At 73.0% G+C, this 17559-nt stretch carries 18 protein-coding genes; 12 read left to right on the top strand and 6 right to left on the bottom strand.

The window, feature by feature from the left end:
* Window positions 1-99 precede the first annotated feature (99 nt).
* Genes GGE06_RS07170 through GGE06_RS07160 form a run of 3 tightly spaced genes read left to right on the top strand, consistent with a single transcriptional unit; the run spans window position 100 to window position 2689 of the window.
* Complete coding sequence (locus tag GGE06_RS07170; RefSeq protein ID WP_116157336.1) at window positions 100-882, top strand: ATP-binding cassette domain-containing protein; 783 nt, start codon at window positions 100-102, stop codon at window positions 880-882.
* Window positions 879-2153: a sugar ABC transporter permease gene (locus GGE06_RS07165; protein WP_184930303.1), complete on the top strand. Its 1275-nt coding sequence runs from the start codon at window positions 879-881 to the stop codon at window positions 2151-2153. The genes GGE06_RS07170 and GGE06_RS07165 overlap by 4 nt, the downstream gene beginning before the upstream one ends.
* Window positions 2154-2182: 29 nt before the next feature.
* Window positions 2183-2689 carry a DUF6328 family protein gene (locus tag GGE06_RS07160; RefSeq protein WP_116157338.1) on the top strand — a complete coding sequence of 169 codons (507 nt, stop codon included), beginning with the start codon at window positions 2183-2185 and terminating at the stop codon, window positions 2687-2689.
* A gap of 17 nt (window positions 2690-2706) precedes the next feature.
* Here GGE06_RS07160 and GGE06_RS07155 read toward each other — a convergent pair whose 3' ends face one another.
* On the bottom strand, window positions 2707-3696 hold the full coding sequence (locus GGE06_RS07155; RefSeq protein WP_246532366.1) for an aminoglycoside phosphotransferase family protein: 990 nt from the start codon (window positions 3694-3696) through the stop codon (window positions 2707-2709).
* Window positions 3697-3948: 252 nt separating this feature from the next.
* On the opposite strand from GGE06_RS07155, the gene GGE06_RS07150 reads away from it, so the two are divergent.
* Together GGE06_RS07150 and GGE06_RS07145 are read left to right on the top strand one after the other, a co-directional pair.
* Complete coding sequence (locus GGE06_RS07150; protein ID WP_116157340.1) at window positions 3949-5232, top strand: amidohydrolase family protein; 1284 nt, start codon at window positions 3949-3951, stop codon at window positions 5230-5232.
* 180 nt (window positions 5233-5412) lie between these two features.
* Window positions 5413-6687: an amidohydrolase gene (locus tag GGE06_RS07145; protein WP_184930603.1), complete on the top strand. Its 1275-nt coding sequence runs from the start codon at window positions 5413-5415 to the stop codon at window positions 6685-6687.
* A gap of 57 nt (window positions 6688-6744) precedes the next feature.
* On the opposite strand, the gene GGE06_RS07140 is transcribed toward GGE06_RS07145, so the two are convergent.
* From GGE06_RS07140 to GGE06_RS07130, 3 genes are all read right to left on the bottom strand, one after another.
* Window positions 6745-7119, bottom strand: coding sequence for a VOC family protein (locus GGE06_RS07140; RefSeq protein ID WP_116157342.1), 375 nt, complete (start codon window positions 7117-7119; stop codon window positions 6745-6747).
* Between the two features lie 262 nt (window positions 7120-7381).
* Window positions 7382-8068 carry a hypothetical protein gene (locus GGE06_RS07135; RefSeq protein ID WP_184930301.1) on the bottom strand — a complete coding sequence of 229 codons (687 nt, stop codon included), beginning with the start codon at window positions 8066-8068 and terminating at the stop codon, window positions 7382-7384.
* Window positions 8069-8114: 46 nt separating this feature from the next.
* Window positions 8115-9155 (bottom strand): NAD(P)-dependent alcohol dehydrogenase, encoded by a 1041-nt coding sequence (locus GGE06_RS07130; RefSeq protein ID WP_184930300.1) that lies wholly within the window; start codon window positions 9153-9155, stop codon window positions 8115-8117.
* A 241-nt stretch (window positions 9156-9396) separates the two neighbouring features.
* On the opposite strand from GGE06_RS07130, the gene GGE06_RS07125 reads away from it, so the two are divergent.
* Window positions 9397-10119, top strand: coding sequence for a LamG domain-containing protein (locus GGE06_RS07125; protein WP_184930299.1), 723 nt, complete (start codon window positions 9397-9399; stop codon window positions 10117-10119).
* Between the two features lie 24 nt (window positions 10120-10143).
* Here GGE06_RS07125 and GGE06_RS07120 read toward each other — a convergent pair whose 3' ends face one another.
* Window positions 10144-11283: an aminotransferase class V-fold PLP-dependent enzyme gene (locus GGE06_RS07120; RefSeq protein WP_184930298.1), complete on the bottom strand. Its 1140-nt coding sequence runs from the start codon at window positions 11281-11283 to the stop codon at window positions 10144-10146.
* Window positions 11284-11524: 241 nt separating this feature from the next.
* Between GGE06_RS07120 and GGE06_RS07115 the strand changes: the two genes are divergently transcribed.
* The 4 genes from GGE06_RS07115 (at window position 11525) to GGE06_RS07100 (ending at window position 15609) form a co-directional block, all read left to right on the top strand.
* Window positions 11525-12256, top strand: a complete 732-nt coding sequence (locus GGE06_RS07115) for a hypothetical protein (protein WP_116157346.1) — start codon at window positions 11525-11527, stop codon at window positions 12254-12256.
* Window positions 12257-12421: 165 nt separating this feature from the next.
* The gene (locus tag GGE06_RS07110; RefSeq protein ID WP_184930297.1) at window positions 12422-13474 is read left to right on the top strand and encodes an iron-siderophore ABC transporter substrate-binding protein; all 1053 of its coding nucleotides are present in this window, start codon (window positions 12422-12424) and stop codon (window positions 13472-13474) included.
* Window positions 13475-13489: 15 nt separating this feature from the next.
* A complete protein-coding gene (locus GGE06_RS07105) occupies window positions 13490-14524 on the top strand; it encodes a FecCD family ABC transporter permease (RefSeq protein WP_116157348.1) in 1035 nt (344 codons plus the stop codon).
* Window positions 14521-15609, top strand: coding sequence for a FecCD family ABC transporter permease (locus GGE06_RS07100; protein WP_116157349.1), 1089 nt, complete (start codon window positions 14521-14523; stop codon window positions 15607-15609). The genes GGE06_RS07105 and GGE06_RS07100 overlap by 4 nt, the downstream gene beginning before the upstream one ends.
* Before the next feature lie 6 nt (window positions 15610-15615).
* Here GGE06_RS07100 and GGE06_RS07095 read toward each other — a convergent pair whose 3' ends face one another.
* Window positions 15616-16188 (bottom strand): histidine phosphatase family protein, encoded by a 573-nt coding sequence (locus tag GGE06_RS07095; RefSeq protein ID WP_184930296.1) that lies wholly within the window; start codon window positions 16186-16188, stop codon window positions 15616-15618.
* Window positions 16189-16492: 304 nt separating this feature from the next.
* Here GGE06_RS07095 and GGE06_RS07090 point away from each other — a divergent pair, with 304 nt between their 5' ends.
* Complete coding sequence (locus GGE06_RS07090; protein WP_116157351.1) at window positions 16493-16720, top strand: CbtB domain-containing protein; 228 nt, start codon at window positions 16493-16495, stop codon at window positions 16718-16720.
* A 14-nt stretch (window positions 16721-16734) separates the two neighbouring features.
* A complete protein-coding gene (locus GGE06_RS07085; RefSeq protein ID WP_184930295.1) occupies window positions 16735-17556 on the top strand; it encodes a CbtA family protein in 822 nt (273 codons plus the stop codon).
* Window positions 17557-17559 lie beyond the last annotated feature (3 nt).

Genomic DNA, 17559 nt, shown 5'->3' with positions numbered 1-17559 from the left:
CAGCGCATCCACCGCGTTTCGCCGTCCACCGCGTATCGCTACCGCGTATCGCATCCGACAGTCGCGGCGCTGTTCGCGCGAGCAGAGGAGGCGGTTCCCGTGCCGGAGCCACCCGTGCTCACCCTGCGGGGGATCTCCAAACGGTTCGGCGCGGTCCAGGCGTTGAAGGACTTCGATCTGGAGGTCCACGCCGGCGAGGTCGTCGCCCTCGTCGGCGACAACGGCGCCGGCAAGTCCACCGCCGTCAAGTCGATCGCCGGGGTGAACCCGCCCGACGAGGGCGTCATCGAGTGGCAGGGCCGGGCGGTCGGCATCCACCGGCCCCACGACGCCCAGAACCTCGGCATCGCCACCGTCTACCAGGACCTCGCCCTGTGCGACAACCTCGACGTGGTCGGCAATCTCTTCCTCGGCCGCGAACTGCGCCGCTTCGGCGTCCTGGACGAGGTCCGGATGGAACAGCGCTCGCGCGAACTGCTCGACACCCTCTCCATCCGGATCCCCAGCGTCCGGATCCCGGTCGCCTCCCTGTCGGGCGGCCAGCGCCAGACCGTCGCGATCGCCCGCTCCCTGATCGGCGACCCGAAGGTCGTCATCCTGGACGAGCCGACCGCCGCCCTGGGCGTGGAGCAGACCGCCGAGGTCCTCGACCTGGTCGAGCGGCTCCGCGATCACGGTCTCGGCACCATCCTGATCAGCCACAACATGGTGGACGTGATGGCGGTCGCCGACCGGATCGCCGTCATGCGCCTCGGCCGGAACAACGGCTTCTTCGACAAGCGCTCCACGACCACCGAGGAGATCATCTCCGCCATCACCGGGGCCACCGACAGTGCCGTCACCCGCCGCCAGGCCCGCAAGCGGCAGGAGGAGGAGCAATGAGACGGGACCGAGCCCCCGACAACGGCGCGCAGGAACCGGCGCCCGAGGCCATGCCGGCGGTCGACGCCCGGCTGCTCGTCCGCGAGGAGGGCCTGAAGGGATACCTCGGGGAGTTCCGCCGCAAGCTGCGCAGCGGGGAGCTGGGGTCACTGCCCGTCGTCGTCGCCGTGATCATCATCTGGACGGTGTTCGGCAGCCTCGACTCCACGTTCCTCTCGGCCCAGAACCTCTCCGACCTCAGTCAGCAGATCGTCGGCACCGGCATGATCGCCGTCGGCATCGTCTTCGTCCTGCTGCTCGGCGAGATCGACCTCTCCGTCGGCTCCGTCAGCGGCCTGTGCGCCGCCATCTTCGCCGTACTCAACGTCATCAACGGCATGAACCAGTGGCTGGCGCTCCTCGTCGCCCTCGTGGGCGGAGCGGCCGTCGGGCTCATCCACGGGTTCTTCTTCGCGAAGGTCGGCGTGCCGGCGTTCGTGGTCACCCTGGCGGGCAACCTGTTCTGGAACGGCCTGATGCTCCAGATCCTGGGCGCCAACGGCACGGTCAACATCCCGAGCGAGAGCATCGTCTCCAAGCTCTACTCGACGATCTTCCACAGCCCCGCCGCGGCCTACGTGACCGCGGCCGTGGGCGTCGGGCTCTTCCTCGCGGCCTCGCTCCTCGACGCCAGACGCCGCCAGGCCGCCCGCGTGCCGTTCCGGCCGGTCGCCGAGATCGTGCTCCGCACGGTCGTCATCGCCGCGATCGCGTTCGCCGCGGCGTACATCCTCAACCAGTACCAGGGGCTTCCGCTCGCGCTCCTCATCTTCCTGATCCTGCTCGTGGTCCTGGACTTCGTGCTCCGCCGCACGACGTACGGGCGGCGGATCTTCGCCGTCGGCGGCAACATCGAGGGCGCGCGCCGCGCCGGCATCAGCGTGCCGTTCGTCCGGATGACCGTCTTCTCGATCTCCGGGCTCATGGCGGCGGTCGGCGGCATCTTCCTCGCCGGGCAGATCCAGTCCGCGAGCCAGACGTCCGGCGGCGGCAACCTGCTGATGAACGTCATCGCCGCGGCCGTCATCGGCGGCACGAGCCTGTTCGGCGGACGCGGCTCGGTCTGGTCCGCCCTCCTCGGCGCGCTGGTGATCGGGTCCATCCAGTCCGGCATGAACATCATGGGCGTCAGCAACGCCGTCCAGTTCATGATCACCGGATCGGTCCTGCTGGCCGCCGTCGTCGTCGACTCGCTGTCCCGCCGGAGCCAGAAGGCCGCGGGCCGCGCCTGATTCCACCGGGCTCCGGAAGGGAGACCTCCATGGCGGCGGACGACCCGAACCCTCGGGAAGGGCTGCGGCACGGCCGGAACGAGACCGAGGAGGAACGGGCCGACCGGCGCTGGACGGACATCATGCAGGAGATCCGGGTGGCGCAGACCGGAGTGCAGATCCTCCTCGGCTTCCTGCTCACCGTCGTCTTCACCCCGATCTTCCAAGGGCTGGAGCGGGCCGACAAGACGATCTACGTCATCACCATCGTCCTGGCATCGCTGGCCACCAGCGCGCTCATCGGCCCCGTCGCCTTCCACCGGGTCGTGTCGGGTCGCCGGATGAAACCGCGGGCGGTCACCTGGGCCGCACGCCTGACCTTCGCCGGCCTCGTCCTCCTCGTGGCGACCCTGACGTCGGCCCTCCTCCTCGTTCTGCGGGTGGCCACGCGGAACACGTACGTGCCCTGGCTCGTCGCCGTCGTCTTCACGTGGTACCTCGTGTGCTGGTTCGCGCTGCCCCTGTGGGTTCGTTTCCGCCACACCAGCGACGAGTGAAACGGTCTTCCGGCCGTTCAGAGCACCAGCGAGTCGGTGAAGAGTTCGTTCACCCAGAGGGCGCTCGCCTCGGCGCACCCCGTCGTCGGCGTTCCGGGGAAGAGGCGGAACCAGGAGACCGCCCTGCCGAGGGCGGCGAGCCGGGCGGCGAGCGACGCGGCACGGCGCAGCTCCGGGAGGGAGTGGCCCAGGTCTGTCCAGGGCTCCAGGTAGGCGTCGCGCAGCCCGTGCACATGCTCGGGGCCGTGCCGCTCCCGGACGGCACGGGCGGGGACGAGGAGGCTGGCGAAGGGGTGGGCGACATTGGCGTCGCCCCAGTCGAAGAAGGTGAAACGGCCGGCGGCGGGGGCGAGGAGCTGGGCGTCGTGCAGATCGCAGTGGTCGAGCGAGTCCGGGATCCCGTACGCGTCGAGTTCGGCGCACCAGTCGAGGAGCCGGGGCCGCTGCTCCCGCAGGGCGCGGCGGGCGTCCGGGTCCAGGGTGGCGTTGCCCTCGACGAGGCCGTCGAAGATGCCCGGCAGCTGACCGGTCCGGCCGCCGGGCACGCCGAGAGCCGTCAACCGGTCCGCGTACGGGGTGAGGGCCCGCTGCATCCGCGCGTACTGGCCGAGCGCCTGCGCCCAGGACTCCGGGCCGGCGCCGCCGGCGTCGAGGACGTTCCGGAAGAGGGGTCCGCCGTCGGGGAGGAGCGACCAGCCGCGCGCGGCGTCGACCGCGAGGGGCGTCACGACGTGCTCGGGCACCCAGTCGGCGAGCGCGCCGCCGAGAGCGGCCTCGAAGGCGGCGTCGGGCGCGCTCGCCTTGAACCACACCGCCTCGCGCTCACCGGCTCCGATGCGGAACCGCACGAGGATCGACCAGGGCCGGACCCTGACCTCACGGGGCCCCGTCTCCTCCAGACCGTGCCGGCCGAGCTCCCGCTCCGACCAGCCGAGGGCGGCCGCCCTCCAGTCCTCGTCCTCCCAGGGGGTGACCGCGTCGGCGAACTGCCCGCGGTCGACGGTCATGGACATCGCTCTTCCCATCGGGCGATTGCACCATCGGGGGCGGCTTCGGCGCACCCGAATTTCGGCGGGCCCGTACGGGAAGCGGAGCGACACGTACCGATATTCGTATACCAAAATGACGAGCCAGGAAACCCCTTACTGGCCAGTTCATAAGGGTTGCCCTCTCCTGTCGATCTTCACCCTTGTCCACCTCGACTCACTTGGTATACAAAACGGGGAACCGCCGCCGGCCCACTCCCCCAAGGAGCTTCCATGTGCCTCGAAGCCAGCCCTCCGCCCTCCCCCTCGGTGACCCGCCGCGGCATCCTCGCGGGTGCGGCCGCGCTCGCCGGCACCGTGGCCGTGTCCGGCACGGCGGCCGCCGCGGCCCCCTCGACGGCCGCGGCCCGGGGCGACGGCAGCCCCGCCGGGGGCGACCTCGTGATCCGGGGCGGCACCCTCCTCGACCCCGCGACCGGCGAGGTCACCGAGAACGCCGTCGTCGTGATCGAACGCGGAACCGTACGCGCGGCGGGCCGCGAGGGTGCCGTCACGGTCCCGGAGGGAGCCGAGGTCCTCGACGCCCACGGCCACTGGGTCCTGCCGGGCCTGGTGGACGCGCACATCCACCTCAGCACCGCCACCGAGGCCCGCGACGCCGTCCGCCAGGGCGCGACCAGCGCGCGCAGCGGGTCGACCACCTTCTACCAGGACATCGCCGTCCGCGAACTCGCCCGGCACAGCCCGGCCCTCGCGCCCCGCGTGACGGCCGCCGGCGTCTTCGTCACCCCGGACCTCGGCGACACCGTCCTCGCCGACCCCGACCTCACCCCGCTCGCGCGCCTCAAGGACGGCGTGCGCTCGGCCGAGGCGCTGCGCCGCGTCGTCGAGGTCAACCTCGCGCGCGGCGCGGACGTCATCAAGACCCGCGTCAACGAGCGCGCCGGGCTCCCCGAGCAGGACCCGCTGGCCCAGGTGTACTCGTACGAGCAGCTCGCCGAGATCGTCGCCGCCGCCCGGCGGCGCGGCAAGGGCGTCCTGTGCCACAGCTACAGCGAGCGGGGCTGCCACGACGCCGTCACGGCCGGCATCCGGTCCCTGGAGCACGGCGCGTTCGTCGGCGAGCGCACGCTGGTCGAGATGCGGCGCAGGGGTACGTACTTCACCCCCACGCTCTCCGCCATCGCCGGCATGGTCGACTCCCCGAACCCGATCCTCGCCGAACGCGGCCGCACGTACCTGCCCCTGCTGCAGAGGGCCGTCCTCGCCGCGCACGAACTCGGCGTGCCGCTCGCCGCGGGCACCGACTCCTCCGGCGGTACGGTGCGGCCGATCGGCCGCGAGGTCGAGCTCATGCGGGCCGCGGGGCTGTCGGAGCTCGACGCGATCCGCACCGCGACGACGGGCGCCGCGCGGCTCCTCGGCACGGAACGCACGGTGGGCCGACTGGCCCGGGGGTACGCGGGCGACGCGATCCTGGTGGCGGGTGACCCCCTGTCGGACGTGACCCTCCTGAAGCACCCGACCCGCGTGGTACGAGCGGGCGTCCCGGTCTGACCACCCCCTGACGGGCCCCGCCCGTGTGGGCATGCGTTCCGCTGGGGCGAGGGGGTCCCCCCTCGCCCCAGCGGAACGCATGCCCACAACGGAGCGACCAACCACCCCCGTCCCCGTCCCACCCCCTCCGAAGGAGCCCCCGTGCAGCCCCCGTCCACCCCCGCCCTCTCCCGTCGCACCATGCTCGCCGGTGCCGCCGCCCTCGCCGGGGCCACGGCCACCGGCGCCGCGACAGCCGGCACCGCGCAGGCCGCGACCGGGACCGACCGTGCCGAGCGGCGCGACAGGACCGTCGTGTTCCGCAACGTGCGTCCGTTCGGCGCGGCCAGGGCGACGGACCTCGTCGTCGACGACGGCAGGATCTCGGACGGCCCCGCGCCGCACGGCGCGAAGGTCGTCGACGGCGGCGGCCGCATCGCGCTCCCGTCCCTCGTCGACGCGCACATCCACCCCGACAAGACCACCTGGGGCGGCTCCTGGGTGTCGCGCCGCCCGGCCTCCACCATCGCCGACTACGTCGCACAGGACGTGGACCTGTTCCGCGCGCAGCACCGCCCGGTCGCCGAGCGCGCCTACGGCCTGATGAGCCACGCCGTCGCCCGCGGCATGCGCGCCCACGCCGACGTGGCCCCGGCCTACGGCCTGGCCGGGGTGGAGGGCCTGGCGGAGGCCCGCGAGCGGCTGCGTCACGCCCTGGACGTGCAGATCGTGGCCTTCCCGCAGCACGGTGTCATCCGCACCCCGGGCACTGCGGCGCTCCTGGAGAAGGCCGCGCGCGAGGGCGTGATCGACATGATCGGCGGCATCGACCCGATCGGTTTCGACCACGCGCTCGACGAGCAGCTGGACGTCGTCTTCGGCATCGCGGACCGGCACGGCGTCGGCGTGGACATCCACCTCCACGACCGGGGCGAGAAGGGCATGCAGGCGATGCGCGGCATCGTGGAGCGTACGCGCGCGCTCTCCCTCGCCGGCAAGGTCACCGTCAGCCACGTCTTCTGCCTTCCGGGCCTGACGGACAGTGAACTCGGCTCCATCGCAACCGACTTGGGCGAGCAGGACATCGCCCTCACCACGGTCGCCCCGTCGGACTCCCTGGTGCTGCCGATCGCCCGGCTGCGCGAGCACGGCGTGCGGGTCGGGCTCGGTTCCGACGGTGTGCGCGACTCCTGGAGCCCGTTCGGCGACGCCGACATGATGCACCGCGCCCACATCCTCGGCTGGGTGACGGACGTGCGTCTCGACGACGAGCTGTCGGAGTGCTACCGCGTCGCGACCCACGGCGGCGCGGACGTCATGGGCCTCGCGCACGCCGACTTCAGGCCCGGGTCCCCGGCCGACTTCGTCCTGGTGCAGGGCGAGTGCGTGCCGCAGGTCGTCGTCGACATGCCGCGCCGTGACGTGGTCGTGCACGGCGGTGTCGTCGTGGCCCGCGACGGGGTGTTCCTCGCCTGACGCGGCCCCGCCGTACGGGCCCGGTTGCCATCGGGCCCGTACGGGGCGTGGGTCGGCCTACAGGTACGGCCGGGTGATCAGCTCGATCGCGTGGCCGGAGGGGTCCTTGAAGTAGACCCCGCGACCGCCGTGTTCGGTGTTGGTCTCGCCGGGGCGCCGCATCTGCGGGTCGGCCCAGTGCTCGATGCCGCCGTCGCACAGGCGCTGGTACGCCCGGTCGAACAGTTCGTCGTCGACCATGAAGGCGTAGTGCTGCATCTGGATGTCCACCGGGGGTTCGGCGAACTGGAGCAGGACCCCGTCGGTGAGCTGGATGTTGAGGAAGGGACCCCAGGACGGCGCCTCGGGGAGTTCCAGCAACTCGCGGAAGAACCGCGCGGATTCGTCGCGGTTCTTGGACGCGATGATGGTGTGGTTGAACGTGACTGCCATGTGGATGACCTCGCTGTCGATTCGGCGGGTGGAAGGGACTCGCAGTGCCGGTGCACTGGGGGGGTCCACGTGCCGAACCGTCGGGGTGCGTGTGGCGCACCCGCCGGGCGGTCAGTCGTCCACCGGATGACCCGTCTGTGCGTGGCGCGAAGCCGGTCCGGTGTTCATGACGGTCGACGCTACTCGATCGGCCCGCGCCGGGACAAGGCGGTCCGCCCGGTCACGCCGTACCGGCCACACCGAACCGGCCATGCCAGGCCCGTCACTCCGTCCCCGTCACGAACTCCCGGTCCCCGTACCGCACCTGGGCCCGGTCCCAGTCGGCGCCGAGGGCCGTCGTGAACCTCCGGGCCAGCGGGAGGTCGTCGACCGGAGCCACGAGCACGAGGCGTCCGTCGAGGGTGACGGAACCGCCGCCGAGCTTGTCGCGGGCCTCCGGGTCCGCGACGAGCGCCTCTCGCAGGCCGCTCGCACGGACCCCGGGGACCTCGATCTCCACCGCGTCGGTCTCCGGCGACGTGCGCGGCAGGCAGCGGAAGGTGAGCACGGCCTCCTGGTCGTACTGCTTCGCGATGACGCCCGCGATGTGGTGGAGCCCGTCGCGGCCGACCCCCTCGACGTCGAACTCGCGGGACCGCTCGTACGTCGCCTGCCTCAGCTCCTCGGACCAGAAGACGCCGTCGAGCAGTTCCGAGGCGCCCGGCCGTGCGCCGTGGGCGCGGATGATCTGCCGCACCTCGTGGCCGAAGCGGACGAGGCGGGTGTCGAGGCGCGGGTCGTCGGGGTCCGTGATGATCGCGGTGTTGTCGGTCGCGAAGACCTCGGCCGCCGGACAGTCCTGCGTGTCGGGGCTCGCGTACGTGCTCGGCGCCCCCGTGACGCCCAGCAGGAGGACGGCGACGGTCGAGGCGAGGAGTCGGGCGCGTCGCCCGGTGCCGGTGTTCTTCATGGCGTGATCAACGAGCCCCGGTGAAGATCGTTGCGTCCTCGGTGGGTCAGCCGTTCGGAAGGATGACCGCCCGGCCGTTGATCCGCCCCGCGTGCAGCCGCTCGTACGCCTCCGGGGCCTCGTCCAGGCCGTACGTCTCGACGTGGACGTCGACGGCGCCGGTCCGGGCCAGGTCGAGCACCTCGATCAGCTCGGCGCGGGTCCCCCAGTACGGGGAGGTGACGGAGACCTCGTACGGCACGGCGCCGAAGCCGACGGGCAGGGCGCCGCCGCCGAGTCCGACGATGGTGATGTCGCCCTCCACCGCGGCCATCGCGCCGGCGGCCGTGACCGTCGGCTGCGCGCCCACGAAGTCGAGGACCACCTCCGCGCCGCGGCCGCCGGTGACCTCGCGGACCGTGGCGGCGGCGGCCGCGTCGGACAGGACCGCGTCGTGCGCGCCGACGGTCCGGGCGAGCGCGAGCTTCTCCTCGGTGACGTCCAGGGCGACCACGCGGGCCGCGGTCATGGCGCGCAGCAGCTGGATGGCGACGTGACCGAGGCCGCCGGTGCCGATGACGACGGCGGTGCTGCCGGGAACGAGCTTCGGCAGCGAGTGCTTGATGGCGTGGTACGGCGTGAGACCCGCGTCCGTGAGCGGGACGGCCCGCACCGGGTCGAGGCCGCCGAGCGGCACGAGGTGGCGCGTGCTGTCGACGATCATGTACTCGGCGATGGCGCCGGGCGCGCCGAGTCCGGGCGGCCTGATCCCGAGCTCCGCGGCCCGGAGGCAGTAGTTCTCCTTGCCCTGGGCGCACATGAAGCAGGCGCCGCAGCCCCAGGGGCCGTACACGGCGACGGGGTCGCCGACGGCGAAGCCCTCGGCGCCGGAGCCGAGCGCGGCGACGGTGCCGACGCCCTCGTGGCCGAGGGTCAGGGGCAGCGGGAACGGCAGCTGGTCGGCGGGCCAGCTCATCACGGCGATGTCGGAGTGGCAGACACCGGCGGCGGTGACCCTGAGCAGCACCTGTCCGGGGCCGGGTTCCGGGTCGGGGACGGTGACGACCTCGGGCGGGGTGCCCACGGTGCGGTACTGGAGTGCCTTCATGAAGGAGTCCTCTCGGGTGTCTCTGCGGCCTCCGCGGCCGGGGCCGGCGGCGTTGATACGTACCCCCCGAGGGGTGTGTTCGAGTGCCGCCGTCCTGGTGAGGCCTTCGACGCCGGGCGTCGAACACGTCCACCCCCAGGTGGCGTTTTGTCGCCAATCGCCCCCTCTCCGCATCCGTGCGCGGCAAGGTGGGCAGCTCTCCCGTGGGTCGACGGAAGGCCCGCGCGAAAGGAGTGGTGCCGTGCTCAACGAGTTCTTCGACCGATTCCGGCGGGGCGGCGACGGCTCCGGCCGGGGCGGTCCGGCGTCGACCCCCGCGAACCTCGTCCTCGAAGCGGACTTCTCCTCCACCGAGCAGTGGTCCGCCGGCCACTCGTGGGCCTATCCCGACGGCGGGCCGACGAACACCGGCGACAACAAGCTCGACTATCTGGTGGAGGACCCCTCGTACAGCCGGACGGGGACGTTCCGGGCCACCCGCAGAGCCGACGGCCTCTGGGACGCCGGGCTGCTCACGACCGAGGGCAGCGCCGAGGGGTTCCTGGTGCGGGCGGGCGACGTCCTGGAGGCCCGGGTGCGGCTGCCGGCGGAGACGGGCGCCTGGCCGGCGATCTGGACCTGGCTCGACGGCGGCCAGGAGATCGACGTCTTCGAGTACCACCCCGACAACCCGGACCTCCTGGAGCTGTCGAACCGGGTGCGGGGGCGGTACCACTACTTCCGGGACCCCGCCGTCCGGCCCGGGGCGTGGGTGGACCTGCGGGTCGAGTTCGGGGCGCGTTCCGTGGTGTGGTGGGTGAACGGAGCCCGCGCCTTCGACGACCGCCGGGGGGTGGGGCGTTCCTGGAAGGCCCACCTCATCGTGAACCTCTCGGTCTGCGCGGGCCGGTACCACCCGGCACCCGACCCGGACGCGTCGGAGATGTCGTACGAGGTGGCGGAGCTGCGCGTGTACCGGGACTGAACGGCCCCCTCCCCCCGTACCCGCTCAGCCGTCCGCGAGCAGGGTGCGCAGGCCGGCGGCGAGGCGTTCGTACTCCTCGGCCCGGTTGTAGATCTGCGCGCAGATCCGGATGCCGCCGCCGTCCGGCCAGGGCCAGATCAGCACCCGGCAGCCGAGCCGGGCGGCGATCTCCTCGCGCAGCGCGGTCGCCTCCTGCTGCGTACGGGCCAGGCTTCGCGGCAGGCGCAGGGAGCGCATGGCGAGGCCCTCGGTGTACGGGAGCGGGGTCAGGCCGGGGATGCCGGCCAGCAACTCGGCTCCGTGGCGGGCGAGTTCGCTGTTGTGGGCGCGGACGCTCTCGGCGCCGAGCCCGGCGATCAGGCCGAGGCCTTCGGGGGCGGCGAGCCAGCCGGTGTAGTCGGTGGTGGCTCGGTACTCGACCGCGCGCGGGAAGCCCCGCTCGTCCTCCCAGGAGCGCACGGGCGCGGCCACCCGTGCCCGGTACGCGGGAGCCACGGCCAGGACGGCGCTGCCCGGCGGGGCGTACGCCCATTTGTGCAGGTTCCCGAACCAGAAGTCGGGCTCTCCGGCGAGCGGTTCGGCGAGCATGCCGGGGGCGTGGGCTCCGTCGACGACGGTGGTGACGCCGCGCTCGCGGAGTTCGGCGAGCAGCCGGGGGCCGGCGACGGTCCGGGCGGTGGGCGAGCTGATGTGGTCGAGGACCGCCACCTTGGTCCTGGGGGTGAGTCCGGCGATCACCGCCTCGCGCACCGCGTCCTCGTCCGGCAGGGTGGGGTCGAGGGGGACGGTGACCGTCCGGGCGCGGCGGGCCGCCGCCGCGACGACCGTGCCGTAGCCGTGGTCGGTGACCAGGACCTCGTCGTCGGCGTCCAGGCCCAGGGCGTCCAGGGAGAGTTGGGCCGCCTCGGTGGCGTTGGTGACGAAGGCGATCCCCTCGGGGTCGGCCCCCAGGTGGGCGGCGACGCGTCCGCGGGCCTCGGCGACGCGGTCGGGGACGCCCAGGAAGAAGGCGTCGGGGTCGGCCGCCGCCTCGGCCGCGAGCTCCTGGTGGAGCCGGGCGACCGGGGTGGGGACGGCTCCGAAGGAGCCGTGGTTGAGGTGGGCCACGTCCGGGCTGAGACGGAACAGTTCGGGGCCGCCGGGGAAGCCGGCCGGCGTGCTCATCGGACCTCGCCTGCGACGGTGCGGGCGGGGACGGCTCGGGTGCGGGTGTCGGAAGGGGTCACCCGGTTGATGATCCGGGTCCGCGCCCGGTCGCGCACCCCCTTTCGCGCGTCGGCCGTCCGCCGTCGACGCGCGCGCCACAGGGGGGAAGGGTGCGTCGGGACGACGGGTGTTGCGTAGGCTCGAACGGAGCGTTCCGCGTGGTCGCGTACGGCGCCGTTCCTACGACGAGGAGGACCTTGTGAGCACCGCCGGAGAAGGACGGCAGCAGCTGGACGAGGCGAGTGTCCTCAACGCGAAGAGGACGCTGCTCCAGCTCCTCGCCCGGGCGGGCGTCTGGTCCGGCGACGCGGAGGAGCTGATCGGGTTCGTCGAGGCGGGCGCGCTGGCCCTCGCGTACGAGGAGGTGGGCGCGGTCGGGCGGAGCGCGCCCGACGGGAAGGGCGAGCCGTACGCCGCCGCTTGGCTGGACGGGGCGCGGGCGGTCACGGAGGCGCTGGGCGCGGTCTCCGAGCGGGCGCTGAGGCATGCCGTGGCCGCGGATCCGTCGGCCGCGTCCCCGGACGACCGTCCGCCCGTCGGGCGGACCGAGCTGGAGCGGACGAAGGTGGCGGTCACTCCGCTCTACCTGTCCTTCGCCGATGTCTCCGACCTCGATCCGGAGGTCACCGAGCAGGTGCTGCGGGCTCTGCTCGGCACGATGAGCTCGCGTCAGCGGGCGGGGTACGCGGGCCGGCTGACGGAGTTCACCTCGGACCACCGCGCACGCCTGGAACGGCTGTACGCCGAGTACGGGCCGGGCAGCGCGATCGCCATCCACGGCCGGTACTCCCTGATCCACTCCCCCACGAGCGTCGCCGTCCTCGAACGGCTCGCCACGGCACCGGCGGACCTGCACGTGGAGTGGGACGCCGCGGAACTGCCGCCGGCGTGGCTGGACGGCCTGACGACGGCGTGGGAGGCGTCGGGCTGACGGCGCCTCATCGGGGCGGTTCGGGCCCTGGCGCTCCAGGCCAGGCGAGGATAGGTTAGGCTCACCTAACAAACGCCTCGCGATGGCCGCTGCCCCGGCATTCCCCTGCCCGGAGGGCATCGGGCGGGGCGTCAGCACACCTCTGCCCGGAGACAAGGATCCACCATGCCTTCTGTGTTCACCCCCTTCCGCCGCCGCGTTCTCGTGGCGGGTGCCGCCGCGGTCTCGCTCGGCCTCATGGTGACCGGGTGCGGCTCGGACGACAAAAAGGACGACGCGAAGGACTCCGCGGCCAAGGCTCCGGCGGGGGCGTTCCCCGTCACCATCAAGAGCGCGCTCGGCGAGGCCGTCATCAAGGAGAAGCCCAAGCGCGTCGTCACCCTGGGCCAGGGGTCGGCCGAGACGGCCATCGCCCTGGGCGACGTCCCCGTCGGCATCGAGAGCTACCCCTGGGGCAGCGACAAGACCGGCTACCTGCCCTGGATCCACGACGCGGTGAAGAAGGCCGGCGCCACGCTGCCCAAGCAGTTCGACGGCGGCGAGGAGCTCGACATCGAGGCCATCACCGAGCTCGAGCCCGACGTCATCCTCGCCCCCTGGTCGGGCATCACGCAGAAGCAGTACGACCTCCTCAAGGACATCGCGCCCACCGTCGCCTACCCCGACAAGGCGTGGAGCACCGACTGGGACCAGCAGATCGACATCGTCGCCAAGGCGCTCGGTCAGCCGGAGAAGGCCAAGGAGCTCACCGCCAAGATCGACAAGCAGCTCGCCGACGCCGCCGCCTCGCGCCCGAACTACAAGAACGTCACGTTCTCGTACATCTACAACACCGGCCCCGGCACCCTCGGCGTCTTCAAGCCCGAGGAGCAGCGCGTCGCGATGGTCTCCAAGCTGGGCCTCAAGGTCGACCCGGTCGTGAACACCTTCAAGGAGACCGAGGGCACCGACTCCGCCCTCATCGGCCTGGAGAACGCCAACAAGCTCTCCAAGAGCGACATCGCCTTCACCTTCTACATGGACGACAAGTCCCGCAAGGAGATCGAGGCGCAGCCGCTGTACGCGGCCATCCCCGCGGTCAAGAAGGGCGCGCTCGTCCACAGCAACGACCAGCCCTTCGTCACCGCCTCGTCGATGATCAACCCGCTGACGGTGCCGTACAGCATCGAGCGGTACCTGCCGATGATCGACAAGGCCGTCGCCAAGGCCGGGAAGTAGCGGCGGGTTCCCGGCGTGACCACTCTCTCCCGGATCGGGCAGGGCCCCGCCGTCGTACGGCAGGGCCCTGCCCGGCACTTCGCAGCCGGCGCGCTGTGTCTGATCCTGCTCGCGCTCGCGGTCCTCGCCAGCGTGATGTTCGGCAGCAAGCCGACGTCCGCGGCCGACGTCCTCCGGGTCGTCACCGGTGACGGCGACGGCTATGTCCGCACGGTCGTCGAGAGCCGCTATCCGCGCACCGCGCTCGGGCTGCTCGCGGGCCTCTGCCTGGGCGTCGCCGGCACGCTGATGCAGGGCATCACCCGCAATCCGCTCGCCGAGCCGGGACTTCTCGGCATCAACGCGGGCGCGTCCGCCGCCATCGTCGCCGCGACGGCGTTCCTCGGCGCCTCCGGGCAGCACGAGACCATCTGGTGGGCCCTCGCCGGCGCCCTGGCGACCGGTGTGGTCGTCCACCTCATCGGCACGGCCGGCGGCGGCAGCGGACCGGTCCGCCTGGTGCTCGCCGGTGCGGTGCTCTCCGCCGTCCTCGCCGCGTTCATCCAGGCCGTCGCGCTGTCCCGGCCGCAGGTCTTCGACACGTACCGCTACTGGGTCGTGGGCTCGCTCGGCGGGCGCGGGTTCGACGCCTTCTGGGCGGTGCTGCCGTTCGCCGCCGTCGGCTTCGCCCTCGCCGTCCTCCTCGCGCCGGGGCTCAACGCCATGGCGATGGGCGACGACAAGGCCGCGTCGCTCGGCGTCAGCCCCGCCCGCGTCAAGGGCGCCGGTCTCCTCGCGGCGACCCTGCTCAGCGCCGCCGCGACGGCCGCCGTCGGCCCGATCGCCTTCGTCGGACTCGCCGTCCCGCACCTCGTCCGGGTGCTCGTGGGCGCCGACTTCCGGCTGCAGATCCTCTTCACCTCGCTCGCGGGGCCCACCCTGCTGCTGTTCGCCGACGTCATCGGGCGCGTGCTGCTCCGCCCGCAGGAGCTCATGGTCGGCGTCGTCACCGCGTTCGTGGGCGCCCCCGCGCTGCTCTTCGCCGTCCGTCGTATGAGAGGAGCGGCATGAAGACCGCCGAGCGGATCGACACCCCGGCCGTGACGGCGTCGCGGCCCGTACGGCCCACGGGCCGGAGCCTCGTGCGGATCGGCCCGTGGGTGGCCGTCCCGGTGCGGCGCCGTACCGCGATCGCCGCCGCGGTGACGCTGCTGCTGCTCCTCGGGGCGGCCGTGGCCACGCTCTCCCTGGGCCGGCTCGGCATCGACCCGGCCGACCTTCCGTCGGCGCTCATGGGCGAGGCCACCGGCAAGAACGCCTTCGTGCTGAACCGGCTGCGCGGCCCGCGCCTCGTCGTCGCCATCGCCACCGGCGCGGCCTTCGGCCTGTCCGGGGCCCTCTTCCAGTCGGTCACCCGCAACCCCCTGGGCAGCCCCGACGTCATCGGCCTCGGCGCGGGTTCCGGGGCGGGCGCGGCGGCCGCCGCGCTGTTCTTCCCGGACGTCGTGCCGGTGCCCGTCGGCGCGCTGCTCGGTGCCGTGATCGCCATGGCGGTCGTCTACTTCTCCACGGGGTCGGGATTCCGCAACCCCGGGCGGCTCGTCGTGGCCGGCATCGGTGTGGCGGCGATGTCCACCGCCCTCACCCAGTACGTGGTCTACGCCGTCGAGCGGGACAAGGCGAGCGCGCTGACCGCGTACATCAACGGAAGCCTCGCCGCCCGCTCGTGGGAGGACGCGACGACGATCTGGCTGGTGCTGCTCGTGTGCCTGCCGCTCGCGGCGCTCCTCGCGCGGCCCCTGAGCATCGTCGAGATGGGCGACGACCTGTCGACCGGCCTGGGCGCCCGCCCCGCCCGTACGGCGACCGCGGCGGTCTCGCTGTCGATCGTCCTGTCCGCCGGCGCCGTGAGCGTCGCCGGACCGATCGCCTTCGTCTCCCTGACGGCGCCTCAGATCGCCAAGCGGGTCACCCGCGGCGGCGGCCCGCACCTGGTCATGTCGACGCTGCTCGGCGCCCTGCTCCTGGTCCTCGCCGACCTCACCGCCCAGCAGTTGCCGCTCTTCGACAACCTGCCGGTCGGCCTGTACACGATGGCCGTCGGAGGGGCGTACCTCGGCTACCTCCTGCTGCGGGAGTGGAAGCGCCCGGCCTGACGCCCTCTACCCCTGTACGAGTTCCTCTCCCGCGCGCAGGTTCCAGCGGCCGGCGCGGCCGGTGAGGTGGACGGCGGTCAGGGGGCGGACGTCCAGGCGCCAGGCCGTCACGTCCGGTGCGGCGAGGGCGTGGACCATCGCGGCCCGGATCACGTCCGGTTCGGCGACGGCGGTGACGCGGCCGGAGCCGGCCGTGAGGCCGTCGAGCCAGGCGCCGACCCGGATGCGCAGGTCCCGCAGGGACTCCCCGCCGTGCGGGGCCGCCGCCGGGTCGGACAGCCAGGCGGAGACCCCGGCCTCCTCGGCGGCGGCCACGGCCTCCAGTGTCTGTCCGCGCCAGCGGCCCATGGCGCAGCCGGCGAGTTCCTCCAGGGGCTCCGCGCACAGACCGAGGGCCTCGGCCGTACCCCGGCAGCGCGGGGACGGCGAGGCGTACGCGCGCGGGGACGGGTCGACGGCGGACGCGACGGCCTGGGCGCGGGCGATGCCCGCCGGGTCGAGCGGCCCGTCGTCGTCGAACCGGACCTCGCGGAGCGCTTCGCTCGTCGCGGGCGAGATCAGCGTCAACCGGAGGGTCATCGGGGTTCCTTTGCGACGGGCGGGACGCGGGAGCGTGTTGTGGCGGGTGCGGTGCGCGGGACTCTACCCGGGGGCGTACGAGGGTGATCCAGGCCTCACGCCCTTGGCTGCGGCCCCCGCGCGCGGTACCGTCAGGCGACATTTGAACAGCGTGACGACGGCGAGACGGAAGTCCGGTGAGAATCCGGCACGGTCGCGCCACTGTATGCCGCGGCGTCCTCCTGGGACGTCACGGGGAGTCAGACCCGTGGACCGTCGTCCTGCACCACCGTCTGGGACGCGAGTTCCCGCAGGAGGTTCCATCATGGCCGAGGCCCTCGTCTCCGCTGCTGTTTCCACCCCGTCCGTCGCCGCACCGGCTCCGCTGCCGGTTCGCGCGGTGCTGCCCTGGGCGTTCTTCGTCGGGCTCCTCGCGCTGATCGCGCTCTACTTCGTGGGCGCCGAGCAGGGCGCCACCTCCGTCTTCGCGGGCACCGACGTGCACGAGTGGGTGCACGACGGGCGCCACCTGCTCGGCTTCCCCTGCCACTGAGGGGCGCCCAGCACATGCACGCCTCAGCTGTCCGATCCCTGCTGGTCCGCGGCATGCTCGCGGGCCTGATCGCCGGGCTGTTCGCCTTCGCCGTGGCCTACGCGGTGGGTGAGCCGCCCGTGAACGGCGCGATCGCCGTGGAGGAGGCCAAGGCGGCCGCCGAAGCCCCGGCCGGCCACGGCTCCCACGCGGGCCACGGCGGCGCCGTCGCCGAGCCGGCCGCCGAGGAAGAGGAGGGGGTCAGCCGCTCCACCCAGTCGACCTTCGGCCTCGCCACCGGCGTCCTCGTCTACGGGGTGGCGCTCGGCGGCATCGCCTCGCTGGCGTTCTCGTTCGCGCTGGGCCGCATCGGCCGCTTCAGCCCCCGGGCGACGGCGGCGCTCACCGCCGCCGCCGCGTTCACCACCGTCTATCTGGTGCCGTTCCTCAAGTACCCGGCGACGCCTCCGGCCGTCGGCAATCCGGACACCATCGGGAAGCGCACCACCCTGTTCTTCCTGATGATCCTGCTCAGCGTGCTGCTCGGGATCGCCGCCCTGATCGCCGGGCGCCGGCTCGCGCCGCGCCTGGGGAACTGGAACGCGACCCTGGCGGCCGGCGCCGGCTTCGTCGCCGTCACGGCGGTCGCCTTCGCCGTTCTGCCCGACAACGAGGACTCGGTCGCGGCGGGCTTCCCCGCCGGGCTGCTCTGGGACTTCCGGCTCGCCTCCCTGGCCATCCAGGCCGTGCTGTGGGCGGTGTTCGGGATCGCCTTCGGCGTCTTCGCGCAGAAGGTGCTCGCGCCCCGGGCGGACACCGCCGGCCCGGAGATCCACGCCGGGGCCGCCGCCGGCTGACCG

The sequence above is a fragment of the Streptomyces nymphaeiformis genome, from assembly GCF_014203895.1.
GTDB classification, from domain to species: Bacteria; Actinomycetota; Actinomycetes; order Streptomycetales; family Streptomycetaceae; genus Streptomyces; species Streptomyces nymphaeiformis.
Note: the sequence above shows the minus strand (reverse complement) of the source record. Positions and strands in the feature narration are given on the sequence as shown.

Excerpts from the sequence above, each read along its gene's own strand:
- GGE06_RS07090 (WP_116157351.1), top strand. The coding sequence starts at position 16,493 with ATGGCCGAGGCCCTCGTCTCCGCTGCTGTTTCCACCCCGTCCGTCGCC.
- GGE06_RS07110 (WP_184930297.1), top strand. The coding sequence starts at position 12,422 with ATGCCTTCTGTGTTCACCCCCTTCCGCCGCCGCGTTCTCGTGGCGGGT.
- GGE06_RS07130 (WP_184930300.1), bottom strand. The coding sequence starts at position 9,155 with ATGAAGGCACTCCAGTACCGCACCGTGGGCACCCCGCCCGAGGTCGTC.
- GGE06_RS07140 (WP_116157342.1), bottom strand. The coding sequence starts at position 7,119 with ATGGCAGTCACGTTCAACCACACCATCATCGCGTCCAAGAACCGCGAC.
- GGE06_RS07085 (WP_184930295.1), top strand. The coding sequence starts at position 16,735 with ATGCACGCCTCAGCTGTCCGATCCCTGCTGGTCCGCGGCATGCTCGCG.
- GGE06_RS07145 (WP_184930603.1), top strand. The coding sequence starts at position 5,413 with ATGCTCGCCGGTGCCGCCGCCCTCGCCGGGGCCACGGCCACCGGCGCC.
- GGE06_RS07165 (WP_184930303.1), top strand. The coding sequence starts at position 879 with ATGAGACGGGACCGAGCCCCCGACAACGGCGCGCAGGAACCGGCGCCC.
- GGE06_RS07120 (WP_184930298.1), bottom strand. The coding sequence starts at position 11,283 with ATGAGCACGCCGGCCGGCTTCCCCGGCGGCCCCGAACTGTTCCGTCTC.
- GGE06_RS07135 (WP_184930301.1), bottom strand. The coding sequence starts at position 8,068 with ATGAAGAACACCGGCACCGGGCGACGCGCCCGACTCCTCGCCTCGACC.
- GGE06_RS07100 (WP_116157349.1), top strand. The coding sequence starts at position 14,521 with ATGAAGACCGCCGAGCGGATCGACACCCCGGCCGTGACGGCGTCGCGG.
- GGE06_RS07155 (WP_246532366.1), bottom strand. The coding sequence starts at position 3,696 with ATGACCGTCGACCGCGGGCAGTTCGCCGACGCGGTCACCCCCTGGGAG.
- GGE06_RS07150 (WP_116157340.1), top strand. The coding sequence starts at position 3,949 with ATGTGCCTCGAAGCCAGCCCTCCGCCCTCCCCCTCGGTGACCCGCCGC.
- GGE06_RS07095 (WP_184930296.1), bottom strand. The coding sequence starts at position 16,188 with ATGACCCTCCGGTTGACGCTGATCTCGCCCGCGACGAGCGAAGCGCTC.
- GGE06_RS07160 (WP_116157338.1), top strand. The coding sequence starts at position 2,183 with ATGGCGGCGGACGACCCGAACCCTCGGGAAGGGCTGCGGCACGGCCGG.